Source organism: Amycolatopsis bartoniae, assembly GCF_014191255.1.
Classification (GTDB): domain Bacteria; phylum Actinomycetota; class Actinomycetes; order Mycobacteriales; family Pseudonocardiaceae; genus Amycolatopsis_E; species Amycolatopsis_E bartoniae.
On the sequence record NZ_JACHWH010000009.1, the window covers coordinates 43,604 to 59,972 of the forward strand.

The window sequence follows — 16,369 nt, forward strand, 5'->3', positions numbered from 1 at the left end:
GCCGCGGACGTTGCGCGCCCAGTTCGTGTGCTCGCCGAGTATCGCCACCAGGTAGTGTTCGGCGACGACCACCGGCAGCGAAGCGATGCGACCAGTTTTCCGACATCCCGCCCCCCAGCGCAGGCCGGGCCGAGGGCGCCAGGGTCAGAAGTCCCCGATCCGCCAAGGGGTCGCGGCCTGCGTCAGGCCGATCATGCCCGAGACCAGGCGCATCTGGTCCACGGTACGGATGTCCGCCTCGACCAGGCGCGGCGAGCACACCAGCACCGCGAGCGCCTGCGCCCGCGAGAGCGCGACGTTGAGCCGGTTGCGCGACAGCAGGAAGTCCAGTCCGCGCGGCAGGTCGACGGCCGAGGACGAGGTCATCGTCGCGAGCACCACCGGCGCCTCCTGCCCCTGGAAGCGGTCCACGGTCCCGACGCGCACACCCGGGTGCCCGGCCCGCTCCAGCGCCCTGGCCACCGTGCGCGTCTGCATGTTGTACGGCGCGACGACGAGGATGTCCTCGTCCGCCAGCCGCCGGACACCGTCGTGGTCGGTCCACTTGCGACCGTGCACAGCGGACACCAGCTCGACGACGGCCTCGGCTTCCTCCACGGATCGCGTGGTGTTGCCCCGGTGGTCGACTTCGAGCACGTGCAGCCCGGAGCGGACGCCGTCGATCCCGCGCTGCGCCGTGGACGGGTGGGCGTGCAGCTTTCCCGCGTAGGACAGCCGCGACACCGGCTCGCAGACGTCCGGGTGCATCCGCCGGGTCTGGTCGAGGAAGTAGCCGAGCCCGGGCGGGATCACGTCGGCGTCGCCGAGCAGGTGCCCCAGCGCGGACGCCTCGGCACCGGCGGGATGGGTGCCCTGCACGACCTGGGGCAGCTGCTGCGGATCGCCGAGCAGCACCAGGTTCCGCGCCGCCGTCGACACCGCGAGCGCGTCGGCGAGTGCGAACTGCCCGGCCTCGTCGACGATCAGCACGTCGAACGGCTCGGCCCGCACGGCGGCGTTGGCGAACGTCCACGCGGTGCCGCCGACGAGGTGACCGTCGTCGTGCTCGGTGCGCCACCGCACGAGCGCGTCGTTGGTCCTGGGCTGCTCCCACGGCACATCCGGTTCGGGGGTCTTGCGGGGCCGCTTGGCGCACGGCAGCTCCGGCGCGTTCGCCTTCGCCGCGGCGAGCACGTTCTCCACCGCCTTGTGGCTGTTCGACGTGACGGCGACGGTCCGGCCCGCTCGCACGAGGTGCGCGATGAGGCGGCCGGCGAGGTAGGTCTTGCCCGCTCCCGGCGGTCCCTGCACCGCGAGCGTCGAGCCGTCGAGCGCGTCGACGGCTTCGATGACCGTGCGCACCAGGTCCTCGCCGGGCTCCGGCAACGCGCGGCCACCCCGCAACCGCGGCGGAAGGCGGCGCAGCAGGTCGATTCCGGGATGCGCGGGCAGTTCCGGCAGGCGGTCGACGACGAACTGCGCGAGCTCGGCGACGGCCTCGTCCTTGGGCGAGGGCCGCACGGGACTGCCGGGCAGCACGGCGGACGGCAGGCCGTCCCCGGTCTCGTCGACCTTGCAGCTCTCCTCCAGCGTCAGCTCCTCGGCCGACGCGGCGACCACCCGCGCGTCGCGTGCCGCGCCGTCGTAGCGGAGCCGCACCTGGTCGCCGGACGTGAACGGGTGCGGCCGGTCGGGATCGCACGCGAGCACGAGCGTCCGCTTCGCCGTGCGCGCCCGGCCCGTGGGCGGCACCCACTCCCCCGCGTGCACCGACACCGGCACCGCACACGTCGTGTCCGCCTCCAGCTCCGCGAGCGGCGCGGCGAGCTGGCGGAAGAACTCCCACCACGCCGGGTTGGTCTCGCGGCGGTGGTAGCCGACGCACGCGGCGAGCAGCGCGGCCGCCTCGTCGCCGGTGGCGTTGAGGGCCCTGGTCAGCCCGGCGAGGCGCGCGGCCCGTTCCGCGCGGCGCTCCGCGTCCACCTGGTCCGTCGTGTCGCGCAGCAGAGCGTCCACATCGGACTCGACGGGTGCGGGCGGCGGCTCGATGCCCGCCTTTTCGCGGATCTCGTGCAGGAACTCGAACAACCGCAGGGTGGAGACGCAGTCGTACTCGTTGTAGTCGCTGATCCCGCGCAGCACCTCGGCCGCGTGCTCGCGCTCGCCGAGATCGGTGAGCGTCAGGTACTCCTCGTACGCCTCGATGCTCGACACCGCGGTCTTCACGTCGCCGTCGCGCGCGGACGGCATGTAGAGCGGCTCCAGGTACTTGATCGAGTAGGACCGCTGCGAGACCCGCAAAGCCTTGCGCACCACGGCGTACAGGTCGACGAGCGCGCCCCGGCGCAGCAGGTCGTCGACCTCCTCCTCGCGCGTGCCGTGCAGGGCCGCGAGCCGCTTGAGCGCGGTGACCTCGTAGGGCGCGTAATGGTAGACGTGCGCCCCGGGATCCTCGGCGAGGCGCTGGGTCGCGAAGTCGACGAACCGCTCGAAGGCCCGCTTCTCCTCCGCGCGCGAGTGCGCCCAGAAGGGGATGAACTCACCGTCCGGCGTCACGGCGCCGAACAGGTACTCCAGTCCAGTGCCGCCGAGCGCGTAGGGATCGCCTTCCATGTCGAAGAACACGTCACCGGGACGGGCGGGCGGCAGCGCGGCGAGCGCGTCCGGGTCGACGATCTCGTAGCTGATCTCGCCCGTCTCGTCCTGGCGCACCTGGATCGCCGCCTGGGCCCGCAGGGCGGTGAACGAGCGCGGCGACATGTCCCGCGGCCGGTCCTCGGGCGTCGCGGCGGCGAGCCGGTCGATCGTGCCGAGCCCGGCCGCGGCGAGCTTGCGGCGCTGGTCGGAGCGGATGCCAGCGACGAGCGCGAGGTCGCGGTCGGCTTCGCGGCCTTCGGCGCAGTGCCGGGCGAAACCGCACCCCGCGCACGCCGGGCGTTCGTCCGACCACAGCCGTTCGGGCAGCCGGGCCGGGCGGCCGGCCAGCTTGGCGCGCAACCGGTGCAGCAGCGGCAGGAAGTCGTCGGCGTGCAGCGTCGTGGTGCTGCCGTCGCCCAGCAGCAGGTGCATGTCCGGCCCGGCGGGCCAGCCGCCGCGGCGCAACGCGTCGGCGTACGCGGTGACCTGCAGGACCGCGGCCGGGCGCGCATGCCGGGCCAGCTTCGTGTCGTAGACCTCGTACCGGCCTTCGGCGTCGCGCACCAGGAAGTCCGCGCGGCCGGTGAACTCACCGTCGTCGAACACCGCCTGGTAGACCACCGGCGCGCCCGCTCGCAGGGCGTCCGCGGTCGCGGCGGCGGCCGAGACGCGGTCGTGGTAGTCGATCTCGACGAGCCCCGGCCGCTCCTCGCGGAACCGCGCGAGCGTGGCCTGTTCGTGTGCCTGCCCGTGCTTCACGGCGAGCGCGTCGCCCCCGGCCTCCGGCGTCGGCGCGCCCGGCAGCTTCGCGGCGAACGCCTGCTTGAGGATGCTGCGGTGCTCGCATTCGAGCAGGTCGGCGAGGTCCGAGGGCGTGTGCATCGCCGGGGAGTCTGACACGTTCCCCGGCGCCGATCGGGTCAGGACACGCTGGCGACGGCCAGGAACTCGGTCACGGCTTCGGCCGTCACGAGGTCACGGGTGTTGCGGCCGAGGACCCGCGGTGCCTTGCCCGGCCCCGGGATGACGTGCCCGCCACCCTCGACGGTGTAGAGCATGACCGGCGCCTTGCCGTCCTCGCGGTAGTCGGTGCGGACGGCCGCCGCGGTGCGGCAGGGGCGTCGTCGTCGGAGCGGCGGTGATCCCGTTGCGGGCGGCGTAGTACGCGGCGGTTTCGGGAGCCGGTGCGGGGTCTCGTGCACGAGGCGGATCACGAACTGACCGCCGTTGGAGTAGCCGATCGGAAACGTCCGGCTGGTCCCGGTGTGGGCGGTCACCTCGTCCAGCACGGCTTCGGTGAAGGCGACGTCGTCTTCGGTCCCGAACGTGGTGGCCTTGCGCGGGTCGTTCCAGTGCTTCCGGTGCCCGTCGAGGTACGCGACGACGCCGCGGCCGCCGGCGGTCCCGGCGGCGAACCCGGACGCGGCGCGCACCTGGCGGCCGGTCTGGTTGGAGCCGTGGAAGACGAGGAAGAGCGTGCTGACGGCCGCGCGCAAGCAGCTGCGCGCGACCGGTGAGGCGCCGCCGATGAAGGAGCTGGCGCGACTCGCGGGGGTCGGGGTCGGCACGGTGTACCGGCACTTCCCGACGCAGCAGGCGTTGCTGGAGGCGCTGGGTGTCGACGGGATGCGGCGGTTGGTGGCGGCCTGTGAGGCGGCAGCCGGAAATCCCGATCCGGTGGCCGGGTTCGAGCGGATCACCGAGTTCGTGCTGCGTGGGCAGCTGTCGGATCCCGGCGTGGCAGCCGTGTTGGCCGCAGGACAGGCGTGTGGCGAGGCTTCACCGCTCGCCGCCCGGCTCGGCGCCGCGGTCGACGAGGTGCTGGGCCGGGCGCGGGCCGCGGGCGCGATACGGCCGGAGGTGAGCGCGGACGACATCCGCCGCCTGCTCGTCGGCACCGCGTACGCGCTGCGCCCGGTGCCGGACGAGCCCCGGATCCGGCTGTACCTCACGCTGTTCCTCGACGGACTGCGCCCGCGGGGGAAGACTGGCCGGGTGGCCGATGCGGACCGGCCATGAGTCCGATGCCCGGGTGGGGCAACGGGACGCACACTCGTGCCATCCTGTTCGTCCCGTCCGGCAAGGAGTTCTCGTGTCCGAACACATTTTCATCAGCACCGGCCGCTGAGGCGCCGGCGAGAGGCGGAGTGATGGAGCGCAAGCGGAAGACCCCGGGCAAGCTGCACCCGATCACGGTGGAGCCGACCCCGGCGCGCGTCGTGGTGCGCGCGGCGGGGCGGGTCATCGCCGACACGACGTCGGCGCTGACCCTGCGGGAGTCGGTGTACCCGCCGGTGCAGTACGTCCCGCTCGCCGACGTCGACCCGGAGGTGCTGCGCCCCAGCGCGAAGCAGACGTACTGCCCGTACAAGGGCGAGGCGGGCTACTACAGCATCGCCCTGAAGCGGCCGGACACCGGCGAGACGGAGGAGATCGCCGACGCGGTGTGGACGTACGAGCACCCGTACGAGGCGGTCGAGGCGATCGCGTCACACGTGGCCTTCTACCCGGACCGGGTCGAGATCTCGGTCGAAGACTGACCGGTGGTGGAGGAAGCCATCCACGGCTCCGGCAGCGTCGCGTTCGACGCCGTCACCGTGGTCATCCTTCTCGGCGCGACAGTGTCCGCCGTGCTCGCTCTGGTGCGGCCTGAGGTGTCGTGGCGGTGGCAGATGCGGATGGCCCGCTGGCAGTTCAAGGACCGGAAGAGCCCGGAGCCGTCCGCGGCCGTACTCGTGTTCGCCCGCGTGATCGGGGCGGCGACCCTGGTGGCGGTCGCGCTCCTGGTCTGGCTGACTTTCTTCCGCTAGTTCCCCACGCGTTCGTGACCGATGAACGCGGTCAGCGCGGCCACGACCGCATCGGGCTGCTCGTCCGGAATGAAGTGTCCGGCACGGGGGATGACGACGCCTGTCGCGTTGTCCGCCCAGGGGCTGATGGAGGCGGCCATGTCGGGGATTGAGCCGTGGGAGCTGGAGATTCCCAGGACCGGGACGGTCAAGTGCCGTCGCGCGAGAGCGTCGTGATTCTTGCGCGCGGATTCCGCGGCGTCGCGGTAGTAAGCGAGGGACGCCCGGAGACCGCCCTCCGCCGCGACGGCGGCGGCGTAGTGGTCGATTTCGGTGCCGTCGAACGTGTCCGGGGACAGTGCTTTGACCGTCAGGAACCAGTCGACGTAGTCACGCTCGCGACCGGTGAGCAGTGTCTCGGGAAGATCGGGCACCAGGTGGAACGCGAAGTGCCACGTCTTCCAGGCCCGGTCGGGGTCCGTGGGAACGGCGTCCGGGAGGGTGATCCCGGGGATGCCGGCGTCGAGCAGAGCGACCCCGTGCAGGCGCTCTTCGTAGTTCAGGGCCAGCGAGAAGGCGACCCAGGCCCCGATGTCGTGGGCGACGAGCCAGTACTTCGGCACGTTGAGCGCGGTCACCGCGGCCTGGACGCGCGACGCGACGGTGTGCGTGTCGTAGCTGTCGTGAGGGCGGTCGGAGTGGCCTTGTCCGGGCAGGTCGATGGCGATCACGTGGCACCGCTCGGCAAGGCCCGGCATCGCCTTGCGCCAAGCCCACCAGGTCTGCGGGAATCCGGCGAGCAGGACGACGGCAGGGCCGGTCGGCTGACCGCCTTCCACGGCGTGGAGCCGGATGCCGTCCGCGTCGACCCAGCGGTGGGTGAATCCCGCAAGGTCGTGCAGCGGCAAGGAGATCGGGGTCTGCTCGCGTGAGCGGTTCGTGGCAGCGTCGGTCATGTCACGACCCTAACTCATCTTGAACTGTTTGGTTCAAGATAGGATGGGCAGGTCACAACGGCTTGACTGAAGCGAGGTGCCTGCGCGGTGGCCGGGAAGAAGCAGTTCGATGTGGACCTCGTGCTCGACGCGGCGATGGTGCAGTTCTGGCGAGCCGGGTACGCCGACACCTCGGTCGACGACCTGTCCAGGGTGACCGGATTGAACCGCAGTTCCCTCTACTCCTCACTCGGCGACAAGGAGTCGCTCTACCTGCGCTGCCTGGACCGCTACGCCACGCGCTACGGGGAGCGGTACGACCAGGCCCTGTCCAGCGCGCCTGAAGAGCCACTGCGGGCGATAAGGGAGTTCTTCGAAGTCACACTGAGGCGCATCGCCGACCCCGATCTGCCGGACGGATGCCTGGTCGCCCAGACCGCGATGGCGATACCGGTGCTCAGCCCCCGCATCGCCGCACGCGCGACCGAAGCTCTGAGCCTTCAGCGTGCGCGGCTGCGGACCGCCCTGAACGCCGCGAAACTGGCCGACGCCGACGACTTCGCCGTGCACCTCGCGGCGGTCAACCAGTCGCTGGCCGTGATGAGCAGGGCCGGCGCGAGTCCGGAGCAGCTGCAGACGATCGTCGACATCAGCATGAGCGCGCTTTCGCAGGCGCTGCAGGCACGAAGCTAGGGCGGACGAGCGCAACGCCGACCCGAAGTCACCTAGGTGTTCTGTCCGGGGAGGTTAGGTAGGCGGCTGGCGGGTGGGTGGCCTGCGAGTGTGGTGTGGCCGCGGTGGTGATTGTAGGTGTGTAGCCATCGTGGCAGTGCTTCGCGGCGTTCGGCTTCAGATTGGTAGGGCCGGGCGTAGGCCCATTCGTCGAGAAGGGTGCGGTTGAATCGCTCCACCTTTCCATTGGTCTGAGGCCGGTAGGGGCGGGTGCGTTTGTGGGTGATCCCGGTCCTCCGGTCCCCTCGGCAGTCGCTGGGAGCACCGTTCGAAGCTCACCATGCCCCTGGCGGCTCTGACGTTCAGTTCTCCGTGTAGAGCTTGATCAGGCCCGCGGCCGCGTCGTCGTCGAGGTCGTGGAGTTCCGCGCCGATGGAGCCGAACTCCACGCTGCGGGGGAACATGGCTTCCTCGTACTGGGTGAGGGCGGTCTCGATGTCGCCGGGGTGTGCGGCGATGGCCTTGCCGAGCTCGGCCCCGTCGTACATGGCGCTGTTGGCGCCTTCGCCGTTCGGCGTCAGGAGGTGGGCGGCGTCGCCGAGCAGGGTCACCCCGGGCACCCGCTCCCACTTGTGCCCGAGCGGCAGGGCGAAGATGGGGCGCAGAAGCGGCGGGACGTCGCCGTCGGTGATCAGTGCGGTGAGTTCCGGTGCCCACCCGTCGAACTCCTTCGCAATCCGTGCGGCCGCGGCCGCGCTGTCGGCGAAGTCGATGGCGTCGAACCACTCCTGCGACTCGCGGAGTACGACGTAGGTGTGGATGGTCTCGCCCTTCTCCCGGTGGGCCTGGATCCCCTTGCCGCCCGCCCCGGGCGCGGCCATGGAGCCGCTGCCGACGGCGTGTGCGGTCGCCGGGTGTCGGGTGTCGACGTCGAACAGGTAGGTCTCGACGTAGGACATACCGGTGTACTCGGGGGTGGCGTCGGAGAGCAGCGGCCGCACCCGCGACCAGGCGCCGTCAGCTCCGACGAGCAGGCTCGTGGTGACAGTGCCGCCGTCGGCGAAGGTCACCTCGTGGTGCTCCTCGCCCAGGGAACGGGCGCTGACGACTTTGCAGCCCCACTGCACGGCGCCGGCGGGAAGTGAGTCGAGCAGGATCTGGCGCAGGTCACCGCGCTGCACCTCGGGTCGTCCGCCGTTGCCGTCGTCGGGCTTGTCGAGCAGGACGGTCCCGTCGGGGGCGAGGATCCGCATGGCCTGGCGGCCCTGGAGGACGATGCCGCGGAACTCGTCCATCAGGCCGGCCGCCTCGATGGCGAGCTGCCCGTTGTAGTCGTGGATGTCGAGCATCCCGCCCTGCGCGCGGGCCGTCGGCGCGGGCTCGGCTTCGTAGACCGTGGCCGGGATTCCGTGGACGTGCAGGACGCGGGCGAGCGTGAGGCCGCCGAGGCCCGCGCCGATGATCGTCACGTGAGGGGTGTTCATGATGCTCCTGTTCCGGGCAGGATCGGGCGCACGCCGGCGCGGCGCGGACGTGGTGTGAATGCGCGGCGCGGCCACGCGCTGGGTCAGGACGGGGTCGGCTGCGGCAGATCCGCGGCGATTTTCGTGAGCAGGGCCTGCAGGGTGGCCCGTTCCGCCTCGTCCAGCGGGGCCAGGATCGTCTCCTCGACGCCGGTCATCGCGGTGTCGAACCCGGCGATGAGTTCGCTTCCCGCCGGTGTCGCGTAGACGCGTTTGCTGCGCTCGTTGCCGGGGTCCGTGCGCCGCTCGACGAGACCGCGCCGCTCGAGCCCCTGCAGGAGGCTGGACACGCTTGCCGCGCTGGTGCGGCTCATCCGGGCGATGTCCCGCTGGATCGCTCCGGGATTCCGGACCAGGTAGACGAGCGCGGCACTCTGCTCATGACTGAGCCCGCGCTCCCGGATCCAGTCCTCACCGGTTTTCCGCTGCGCCCAGACGATCCAGCGCATCAGGTCAAGGCTGCTGGCCGGTGTCGTTCCCCGCGCATCCATACTCCGGACCCTCAACTGGCCGAGACGATGTGCACCGGCGTCCGGACGCCCCATTCCTCAGCGCCGTCGGCGACGAGGTCGGCGATCCGCTGGTGCCCTTCATCGAGCCGCCCTTCCTGGAGCGCCGGACTCGAGTAGTGGCGGTCGAACGACGCGTCGTCGCGATAGAACTCGAAGGCCCACATGAGGTCGGGGTCTTCGTCCGACCGAGCAAGGACCCAGTCGACCGGGCCGTCCGGGTCACCGTTGAAGTGAAGCTCGTGGCAAGCCTTGAACAGTTCGTCCCCCATTCCGGGCTTCGCCTTGACCTTCAGCACCATTCCCGGCTGCTTCGCATGCATCTCGTACTCCTTCCGATCGACCTAACACTTAGAACGCTAACTGTTAGAAGTCTAAGTGTCAAGCTGGCCGGGCAGGACCTGGACCAAGGCTTTGTCAGACAGTCACCTGATTCCCGTGGTGCACCGCCTCCACGTTGTGGCCGTCGGGGTCCCGGAGGAACACGGCGTAGTAGCCGGGGTGGTACTCGGGCCACTCACGGGGCGCGTGCAGCACCTCCGCCCCGGCCTCGACGGCCGCCTCGTGCACAGCGTGCACAGCGGACCTGTCCGGCGCCCGGAAGGCGACGTGCAGCTCCCGCGTCTCCCCGCCCCCCGCGGCGCTGAGCCAGAACTCCGGCCCGCTTTCGCCGGCCGCGAGGCCGACCACGACACTGTTCCCGGCCGGGAAGCGCACCGCCGCACGCATTCCGATCGGCGCGAAGATCCGAAGGTAGAAGGCGAGCGACGCTTCGACGTCGGCCGCCTGGACACCGAGATGATCGATCATCCCGGCAGGCTAGCGACGCCCTACGACAGTTTCGGCCGTCCTCGCCTCGATCGCCCGCACGACGGCGGCCATGTCGTCCCGGTCGTGGCCCAGCTCCAGCGTTTCCCGGTACAGCGCGTGGCACACGTCCAGCAGCGGTGAGGCCGTCCCCGACTCGCGGGCGGCCTCCGCGATCAGCCGGTTGTTCTCCAGCACGTTCGCGATCGACGCCTGCACCGCGAAGTCCTCGCGCACCAGCTTCGCCCCCTTGACCCGCGAGACGCTGCTCGCCATCGGCCCGGCGTCGAGCACCGCGAGCAGCCGGTCGGAGTCGAGGCCGTGCCGCCGCGCGAAGTGCACCGCCTCGGCGAGACCGGTGACCATGGTGATCAGGAACAGGTTCACCGCCAGCTTCATCAGCAGCGCGTCCGGCACCGGCCCGCACACCACCGTCTCCCGGCACATCGGCGCGAGCAGCGGGCGGACGGCCTCGACAGCGTCCTCCCGCCCCGCCAGCATCGCGACGAGTTCCGCGGCCTCCGCGGGCTTGCGTGAACCGGAGACCGGGGCTTCGACGTAGTTCCCGCCCGCTGCCAGGACATCCGCCTCCAGTGCCCGCGAGTACCCGGGCGAGGTCGTTCCCATGTGGACGATCGTGTGCCCGGAAACGAGTGCGCCGAACCCGGGCGTGCCGCGGCCCAGCACCGAGTCCATCGCCGCCTCGTCGGCGAGCATCACGAGCACCACCCGTGCCCGCTCGAACACCTCAGCGGGGCTCACCGCCGCCTCCGCACCCGCCGCGCGCAGCACCTCGGCCTTGCCCGGCGTCCGGTTCCACACGACCAGCGGGGTGCCCGCGCGCACGAGGTTGAGCGCCATCGGCTCGCCCATCACGCCGAGCCCGAGAAAGCCGACCTTCTCCTTCACAGGCGGAAGTGTATATGACAACTGTCATAAAGTCAGGCGGGAACCTCGCCCTCGATTTCGGCGCGGTCGGTCCCGTGTGCCTTCGGCTTCGGCCGCCCCAGCAGCCCGTAGGCCGCGCCGACCAGCAGGCCGCCGCCGACGAGGTTCCCGAGGCCCACGAACAGCAGGTTCCGGCCGAACGCGCCGATCGTCGCGCCCGGCACGTCCTCGAAGAGGGCGAGGGAGAACGTGGTCATGTTCGCCACCACGTGCTCGAACCCGGACGCGACGAACGCCAGCAGGCACCAGAAGATCACCGCGAGCTTGGCGCCGTCGGACCTCGTCCGCGCCGCCATCCACACGGCCAGGCACACCAGGAAGTTGCACAGCACGCCGCGGAAGAACAACGCGCCCGCGGACTCCGCCACCTTGGTCTTCACCAGGCTCGCCAGCAACGCCGCCCCGGGCGCCGCGTGGCCGGGCGTGGCGCCGATGGACAGCACACCGCCTTCGTGCACGAGCCACGCGAACACGACCGAGCCGAGCAGGTTGCCGGCGAACGAGCCGAGCACGACCCCGGCCGCAGCACCGATCCCGCGACGGCGGGCCAGCACGCCCTGGGTCATCGTCATCATGTTGCCCGTGGACAGCTCGGCCCCGGCGAACACGACCGCGGTCAGCGCGATGCCGAACACGAGGCCCTGCACGAGCTTCGTCCACGGCGAGCTCACCGCGTTGAGGGGGCCGCTGACCTCGATCATCAGCACGACGGCGACCCCGATGAACGCTCCGGCGAGCATCGAGCTGACCAGGTACCGCCCGGGGTGACGCAGGTCGTCGATCTTGCCTTCGGCCACCTCGGCCTGCAGGTCGAGCGCTTCGGACAGGGGAATCGGCACGGGGACTTCCTTTCGGTTCGGCAGGACTACGCCATTCGAACCAGTGCGCCCGTCCGGAAGGTTGTCGCGAGATCAGCAGTGCGTGACCGGACGCGCACTAGCGTCACCCGGCACCGTGAATTACCGCGAATGAGCCGAAAACGGTCAGCGCCAGGCGAAGACGGGCTGTTCCAGACCGTCCACCCTGGTGTGCCTGCCGTGCAGCGCGACCTCGCGGAACTGGAACAACACGGCCGCGGTGGGCGCGTGCACGAGGTGGCCCGCCAGCGGCAGCTGGATCACCGGGCGGTCCGACTCGGGAATGCTCAGGAACCGCGGCTCGGCGTCCAGCTCGGTGAACGGGATGCGGTGCAGCCGCGCCACTTCCGCCGGGTTGGGCACCGGCTCCTGTGGCTCGGTCCGCAGCACCACGGGCGTGATGACGTAACCGGAGCGGGTGGCGTAGTCATCGAGCAGGCCGGCGCACTGTTCGCGGGTGGCGGTGAGGCCCAGCTCCTCGTGCAGCTCGCGCAGTGCCGCCGCGACCGCGTCCTCGCCGTCGTCGAACCCCCCGCCCGGCAGCGCGAACTGGCCGGGGTGGGCTCGCAGCCGCGAGGTGCGGCGGGTGAGCCAGAGGCCGGGACCGTGCTCGTCCTCGGACATCACGATGGCCACCGCGGCCGCCCGCCTGCCGTCGAGCGGCACGCTCACGCGGGGGAACGCCCGCACCTCGGCTTCGGCATCGTCGAGTGCGGTCACGGTTCCGACTCTACGGCTTGCTCCCTGCACCACTACGACGAGCTGGGCCTGGTGACCGCGAGCGAGCGCACGTCGGCGGGCCACCGCCGCTACACGCCGGACGACCTGCGGCGGCTGTACCGGGTGCGCGCGCTGCGGTCACTCGGCCTGTCGCTGGAGGAGGTCGCGGCCGCCCTCGCGCACCCACCGGACCTGCGGGGGCTGCTGACCGAGCAGCTGGCCGCACTGGAAGCGCAGGCCGTCCGGCTCCGGCACGTCATCCACCACGTCGGCGCCCTGCTGCGGCGGCTCGACGACGGTTGCCCCGATGCCCGGCAGTTCCTGGAAACCCTGGAGGTCATGGCCATGTACGAGAACCGAGCGAGCGGGCGAAGACCGCGGCGCGCCAGTTGTGGCAGGACCACAGCACCGGTCTCGCGCGGACGCTGCCGTGGCCCGCCGACCGCCTGCGTGCCCTCGTGTCCTATGTGGACAGCGTGCGCGCTCAGTGAGCGAAAGCCGTGAGGAACCGGTCCCGGAACGCGCTCATCGGCCACACCGGCGCGTCCGGGCCCGGGCGCAGCCCCGGCTGCCAGCCCCAGTCCGAGATCCGGTCCAGCACGGCGGGATCCTTGGCCACGATGCTGATCGGCACGTCGCGGCTGGCGTTCTCGCTGCCGGTGACCGTCGTGTTCGGCTGGTGGTCGCCGAGGAACACCAGCACCAGGTTGTCGTCGCCGTAGGTCCGCACCCAGGAGATCAGCGTGTTCAGCGAGTACTGGATGGAGTCGCCGTAGGCCGCGCGCACCTTCGCCGGATCGGACCAGACGTCGGCGAGCTGCTTGCCCTGCGCGGGCATCGGGCCGAACACCGACCCGTCGCCGACCTCCGGCCAGCCCACCATCCGCGGCAGCGGTGCCCACGGCCAGTGGCTCGACACCAGGTCGATCTCCGCCATCACCGGCGGATGCCCCGCGGGCGCGAGCTCGGCCTGCTGGAACTTCTCCATCGTGTACTGGTCCGGCATCGACGCGTAGGAGAAGGCGGGACCGCGGTATCCGACGTTGCGCCCGTCGTAGAGCTGGCGGTAGCCGTAGAACCGCCCCTCGGGCCAGTCGCCGAAGTCCGACGGCACGTCCGACACCGTGCGCCAGCCCGCGCGACCGAACGCGTTCGCCAGCGTCAGCCGGTCGCCGCTCACCAGGTCGTGGTAGCGCTGCTGGTTGTTCACCCACGTGCCCGACTGCAGCGTGGAATGCGCGAGCCAGCTGCCGCCACCCGTCGTCGAGGACGTCAGGAACCCGCTGCGCGCGTCGTATCCGGCGGCACGCAGGGCGGTGGTACCGGCGTCGAGCACCGCGTTCACCCCGGGCGCGATGTCCGAGTCCTGCACCGCGACCCTGCCGTAGCTCTCGACGAACGTGAACAGCACGTTCTTCCCCCGCAACGCGGTCAGCAGCTGGTCCGGTGGCGTGTTGCGGAAGGCGTCGGCGCCGACCTCCTGCGCGAACGCCTCGCGGTCCTTCAGGTCCGCGCCCACCTGCTTCGCGTCGTGGTACGCCAGCGACGCCGCGGTGCGCGCGGCGATCGGCTCGCCCTGCTCGACCTGCAGGCCGAACACCGCGCACACGACCCAGACCAGCCCGAGCACCGCCGCCACGCGGCCGGTGGTGCGGCGGCGCCCGGCGGCGATGCGGCCCAGCCGGACCGCCGCGAGCGCCATCAGCACCACCACCGCCACGGCCAGCAGGCAGACCCCGACGGCCGCCGCGAGCTCCCCCAGCCGCCCGGCCTCGCCCCGCACCAGGTCCACGGCAGGCGGCAGGAAGCTCCAGTCGAAGACCAGGTTGAACGGCCGGTCGAACGCGACGAAGAAGCCCATGTTCAGCAGCTTCACCAGCAGCACCAGCCCGAGCCCCGCACCGAGGACGGCCAGCGCCACCCGGCGGGCCCGCACCGGCAGCAGGAGCGCGAGGGCCGCGCCCACCAGTGCTTCGCCGGGGATCCGCAGGAACGCCCACAGCGAGAACCGGCTCAGCTGGTCCGGCACGATCAGGGCGAACAGCACCAGCAGGCAGGCCAGCGCGGTGAGCACGCCCGCGGCGATCCGGCGGCGCTTCGACTGCTCGTCGACGGGCTTGTCCACGTCCTGCCCTCGGGGCAGGTGCGAACGCGTCAGCAGGGACAAGGCGGGGTCCTTCCGTGCGGGCCGGATTTCCACCCCGGTACACGGAAGGCACCCCGCCTCGGTTCACCAGTGGTTGGTGCGGCTCAGCAGCTCCTGGACGGTTTGCCGCAGCTCGCTCAGCACCCGGGGCACCACCTGGGCCGGATGCGCACCCGCGCCGACCGGACCCGCCACCGGATACACCTTGTCCTCACCGGGCAACGGCACCGACGGGCAGGTGCTGTTGCCCGGGCGGGAGTTGTCCAGCAGGAACACGTTGACCATGCCGTCGACGCAGGGGTTCGCCGTCAGCGCGTACTGGCCGTGGAACGCCGCGTCGTCGACCGACACGAGCGAGACGCCGGGCGCCGAGCGCACCGCCGCGCTCGCCTGGTCGTACCCGGTCTGCGGGTCGAACTCCCCTTGCACCACCAGGACGTTCGCCGCCACCTGGTGTGGCAGTTGCGGCAGCACGTGCTGGGGGTCCCCGGTCCAGAACCCGCACACCTCGGACAACCCGTAGGCCCACCCGTACAGCGGGTACCGCGGACCCTGGACGTCCGACAGGGCCTTGTACCAGGCCGCGGACCGCGTCGGCTGGTCCCCGCAGGCCACGGCGAACCGCGTCCCGCCCGCCGGCGTCGTCTCCGCGAGCGACTGTCCTTTCGCGACCACCCGGGCGGCGGTGAGCTGCGTGAAGGGCACGCCGAAGGACGCGCGGGACTGCGCGTCGAGCTGGTCGCTCAGCTGCGCGGGCGGGGTCGCCGGGCTGTCGCCGTGCACCGCCTGGGCTCCGGCCACGAACACGAGCAGCGAGAGCATCCACTGGATCTCGCTGCCGTTGCCCGCGAACAGCTGGTCGTAGCTGTCCGGCGAGACGTGCTGCGTCGCGTAGTAGGCGCGGACCTGCTCCCACGTCCGTTTCGCGTCCGCCGCCGTGGGGCCCAGCTGCTCGGGGAACTGCCGCGCCGCCCAGGGCAGGTACACGTCGTCGAACTGCCGCTGGTCGATCACCGGGAAGTCCTCGAAGTCGGCCTGCAGCCTGCCCTGCCAGTTGACGCTGGAGTCCAGGACCACCTTGCCCGTGTGGTCCGGGAACAGCGAGGCGTACTTCGCGCCCAGCCAGGTGCCGTAGGAGTAGCCGAGGTAGTTCAGCTTCTCCTCCCCCAGCAGTGCGCGGATCAGATCCATGTCGTGGGTGGTCTGCCAGGTCGTGATGTACGGGGTCAGCGGATCGGCCTCGCAGGCCCGCGCGACCGCCCGCGGCCTCTGCTGGTGCAGGCGGATGCTGGCGGCCGACCGGTCACGGGCGTCCAGCAGCGTGTCCTGTGGCGAGAGCTGGTCCTGCGGCACCTGGCACACCAGCCCCTGCTGCTCCGGCGCCGTGCCGCCCGCTTCGCCCGTGCCCCGCGGGTCCATCCCGATGAAGTCGTAGGCCTGGTTCACCTGCGGTTCCAGCCCGGCGATCTCCCCGGCCAGCGGACTGCCCTGGCCGCCGGGACCGCCGGGGTTGACCAGGATCGCACCGCGCCGCTGGTCCGCGGTTCCGGTCGCGCGGACGCGGCTGATCGTCACCCGCAGGTCGACGCCCGCGTCCGGATGCGCCCAGTCGCGCGGCACCGTCACCTGCGCGCATTCCGAGGTCTTCGAGCCTTCCGTTGTCTTGAACAGGCAAGGTCCCCAGGCGAGTTGCTGGTGCAGATAGGGGTTGCCGGGAACCGCCGCGAGTGCCGGTGTGCTGCCGGCGACGAGGGTCAGGCTCGCCACGAGCAGACCCGGTCCGAAAAGTTTCGTGCGCACCGTCGTCCTTCCTCCCAGTGATGGCGACGTTCAGTCTGGGAGGGACG

General features: G+C 71.3%; 17 protein-coding genes and 1 pseudogene. 5 read left to right on the forward strand and 13 right to left on the reverse strand.

Annotation, left to right across the window (positions count from 1 at the left end):
* Window positions 1-144: 144 nt before the first annotated feature.
* The gene (locus FHX82_RS29775) at window positions 145-3,498 is read right to left on the reverse strand and encodes a TM0106 family RecB-like putative nuclease (RefSeq protein WP_145932754.1); all 3,354 of its coding nucleotides are present in this window, start codon (window positions 3,496-3,498) and stop codon (window positions 145-147) included.
* A gap of 38 nt (window positions 3,499-3,536) precedes the next feature.
* Entirely contained in the window at window positions 3,537-4,112 is a 576-nt protein-coding gene (locus tag FHX82_RS29780) for an alpha/beta hydrolase family protein (protein ID WP_183176909.1), read from the reverse strand.
* Here FHX82_RS29780 and FHX82_RS29785 point away from each other — a divergent pair.
* The 3 genes from FHX82_RS29785 (at window position 4,093) to FHX82_RS29795 (ending at window position 5,426) form a co-directional block, all read left to right on the forward strand.
* Window positions 4,093-4,635: a TetR/AcrR family transcriptional regulator gene (locus FHX82_RS29785; protein WP_183176910.1), complete on the forward strand. Its 543-nt coding sequence runs from the start codon at window positions 4,093-4,095 to the stop codon at window positions 4,633-4,635. The two genes, FHX82_RS29780 and FHX82_RS29785, sit on opposite strands and share 20 nt — an antisense overlap.
* Window positions 4,636-4,766: 131 nt before the next feature.
* Window positions 4,767-5,156 (forward strand): DUF427 domain-containing protein, encoded by a 390-nt coding sequence (locus FHX82_RS29790; RefSeq protein WP_145932752.1) that lies wholly within the window; start codon window positions 4,767-4,769, stop codon window positions 5,154-5,156.
* 6 nt (window positions 5,157-5,162) lie between these two features.
* Window positions 5,163-5,426 carry a DUF6199 family natural product biosynthesis protein gene (locus FHX82_RS29795; RefSeq protein ID WP_145932751.1) on the forward strand — a complete coding sequence of 88 codons (264 nt, stop codon included), beginning with the start codon at window positions 5,163-5,165 and terminating at the stop codon, window positions 5,424-5,426.
* On the opposite strand, the gene FHX82_RS29800 is transcribed toward FHX82_RS29795, so the two are convergent.
* On the reverse strand, window positions 5,423-6,361 hold the full coding sequence (locus tag FHX82_RS29800) for an alpha/beta fold hydrolase (protein ID WP_145932750.1): 939 nt from the start codon (window positions 6,359-6,361) through the stop codon (window positions 5,423-5,425). The two genes, FHX82_RS29795 and FHX82_RS29800, sit on opposite strands and share 4 nt — an antisense overlap.
* A gap of 87 nt (window positions 6,362-6,448) precedes the next feature.
* Between FHX82_RS29800 and FHX82_RS29805 the strand changes: the two genes are divergently transcribed.
* Window positions 6,449-7,033, forward strand: coding sequence for a TetR/AcrR family transcriptional regulator (locus FHX82_RS29805; protein ID WP_183176912.1), 585 nt, complete (start codon window positions 6,449-6,451; stop codon window positions 7,031-7,033).
* A 32-nt stretch (window positions 7,034-7,065) separates the two neighbouring features.
* Here the strand turns inward: FHX82_RS29805 and FHX82_RS29810 are convergent.
* From FHX82_RS29810 to FHX82_RS29845, 8 genes and pseudogenes are all read right to left on the reverse strand, one after another.
* A pseudogene (locus FHX82_RS29810) lies at window positions 7,066-7,299 on the reverse strand (integrase core domain-containing protein); the annotation flags it as partial.
* Between the two features lie 75 nt (window positions 7,300-7,374).
* Window positions 7,375-8,496: an FAD-dependent oxidoreductase gene (locus FHX82_RS29815; protein ID WP_145932749.1), complete on the reverse strand. Its 1,122-nt coding sequence runs from the start codon at window positions 8,494-8,496 to the stop codon at window positions 7,375-7,377.
* Window positions 8,497-8,579: 83 nt separating this feature from the next.
* Complete coding sequence (locus FHX82_RS29820) at window positions 8,580-8,984, reverse strand: MarR family winged helix-turn-helix transcriptional regulator (protein ID WP_183176913.1); 405 nt, start codon at window positions 8,982-8,984, stop codon at window positions 8,580-8,582.
* A gap of 53 nt (window positions 8,985-9,037) precedes the next feature.
* The gene (locus FHX82_RS29825) at window positions 9,038-9,367 is read right to left on the reverse strand and encodes a putative quinol monooxygenase (RefSeq protein ID WP_145932747.1); all 330 of its coding nucleotides are present in this window, start codon (window positions 9,365-9,367) and stop codon (window positions 9,038-9,040) included.
* A gap of 94 nt (window positions 9,368-9,461) precedes the next feature.
* Window positions 9,462-9,854, reverse strand: coding sequence for a VOC family protein (locus tag FHX82_RS29830; RefSeq protein ID WP_145932746.1), 393 nt, complete (start codon window positions 9,852-9,854; stop codon window positions 9,462-9,464).
* Between the two features lie 9 nt (window positions 9,855-9,863).
* Window positions 9,864-10,760, reverse strand: coding sequence for an NAD(P)-dependent oxidoreductase (locus FHX82_RS29835; protein ID WP_261377073.1), 897 nt, complete (start codon window positions 10,758-10,760; stop codon window positions 9,864-9,866).
* Window positions 10,761-10,792: 32 nt separating this feature from the next.
* Window positions 10,793-11,638: a formate/nitrite transporter family protein gene (locus tag FHX82_RS29840; RefSeq protein WP_145932745.1), complete on the reverse strand. Its 846-nt coding sequence runs from the start codon at window positions 11,636-11,638 to the stop codon at window positions 10,793-10,795.
* A gap of 144 nt (window positions 11,639-11,782) precedes the next feature.
* On the reverse strand, window positions 11,783-12,376 hold the full coding sequence (locus FHX82_RS29845; RefSeq protein ID WP_229881003.1) for an NUDIX hydrolase: 594 nt from the start codon (window positions 12,374-12,376) through the stop codon (window positions 11,783-11,785).
* Here FHX82_RS29845 and FHX82_RS29850 point away from each other — a divergent pair.
* On the forward strand, window positions 12,263-12,880 hold the full coding sequence (locus tag FHX82_RS29850) for a MerR family transcriptional regulator (protein ID WP_145932743.1): 618 nt from the start codon (window positions 12,263-12,265) through the stop codon (window positions 12,878-12,880). The two genes, FHX82_RS29845 and FHX82_RS29850, sit on opposite strands and share 114 nt — an antisense overlap.
* On the opposite strand, the gene FHX82_RS29855 is transcribed toward FHX82_RS29850, so the two are convergent.
* Both FHX82_RS29855 and FHX82_RS29860 read right to left on the reverse strand, forming a co-directional pair.
* Window positions 12,861-14,543, reverse strand: a complete 1,683-nt coding sequence (locus tag FHX82_RS29855) for an alkaline phosphatase family protein (protein WP_229880997.1) — start codon at window positions 14,541-14,543, stop codon at window positions 12,861-12,863. The two genes, FHX82_RS29850 and FHX82_RS29855, sit on opposite strands and share 20 nt — an antisense overlap.
* 63 nt (window positions 14,544-14,606) lie before the next feature.
* Complete coding sequence (locus tag FHX82_RS29860; RefSeq protein WP_145932742.1) at window positions 14,607-16,322, reverse strand: alpha/beta fold hydrolase; 1,716 nt, start codon at window positions 16,320-16,322, stop codon at window positions 14,607-14,609.
* Window positions 16,323-16,369 lie beyond the last annotated feature (47 nt).

Excerpts from the sequence above, each read along its gene's own strand:
- FHX82_RS29775 (WP_145932754.1), bottom strand. The coding sequence starts at position 3,498 with ATGCACACGCCCTCGGACCTCGCCGACCTGCTCGAATGCGAGCACCGC.
- FHX82_RS29790 (WP_145932752.1), top strand. The coding sequence starts at position 4,767 with ATGGAGCGCAAGCGGAAGACCCCGGGCAAGCTGCACCCGATCACGGTG.
- FHX82_RS29800 (WP_145932750.1), bottom strand. The coding sequence starts at position 6,361 with ATGACCGACGCTGCCACGAACCGCTCACGCGAGCAGACCCCGATCTCC.
- FHX82_RS29815 (WP_145932749.1), bottom strand. The coding sequence starts at position 8,496 with ATGAACACCCCTCACGTGACGATCATCGGCGCGGGCCTCGGCGGCCTC.
- FHX82_RS29820 (WP_183176913.1), bottom strand. The coding sequence starts at position 8,984 with ATGCGCTGGATCGTCTGGGCGCAGCGGAAAACCGGTGAGGACTGGATC.
- FHX82_RS29825 (WP_145932747.1), bottom strand. The coding sequence starts at position 9,367 with ATGCATGCGAAGCAGCCGGGAATGGTGCTGAAGGTCAAGGCGAAGCCC.
- FHX82_RS29830 (WP_145932746.1), bottom strand. The coding sequence starts at position 9,854 with ATGATCGATCATCTCGGTGTCCAGGCGGCCGACGTCGAAGCGTCGCTC.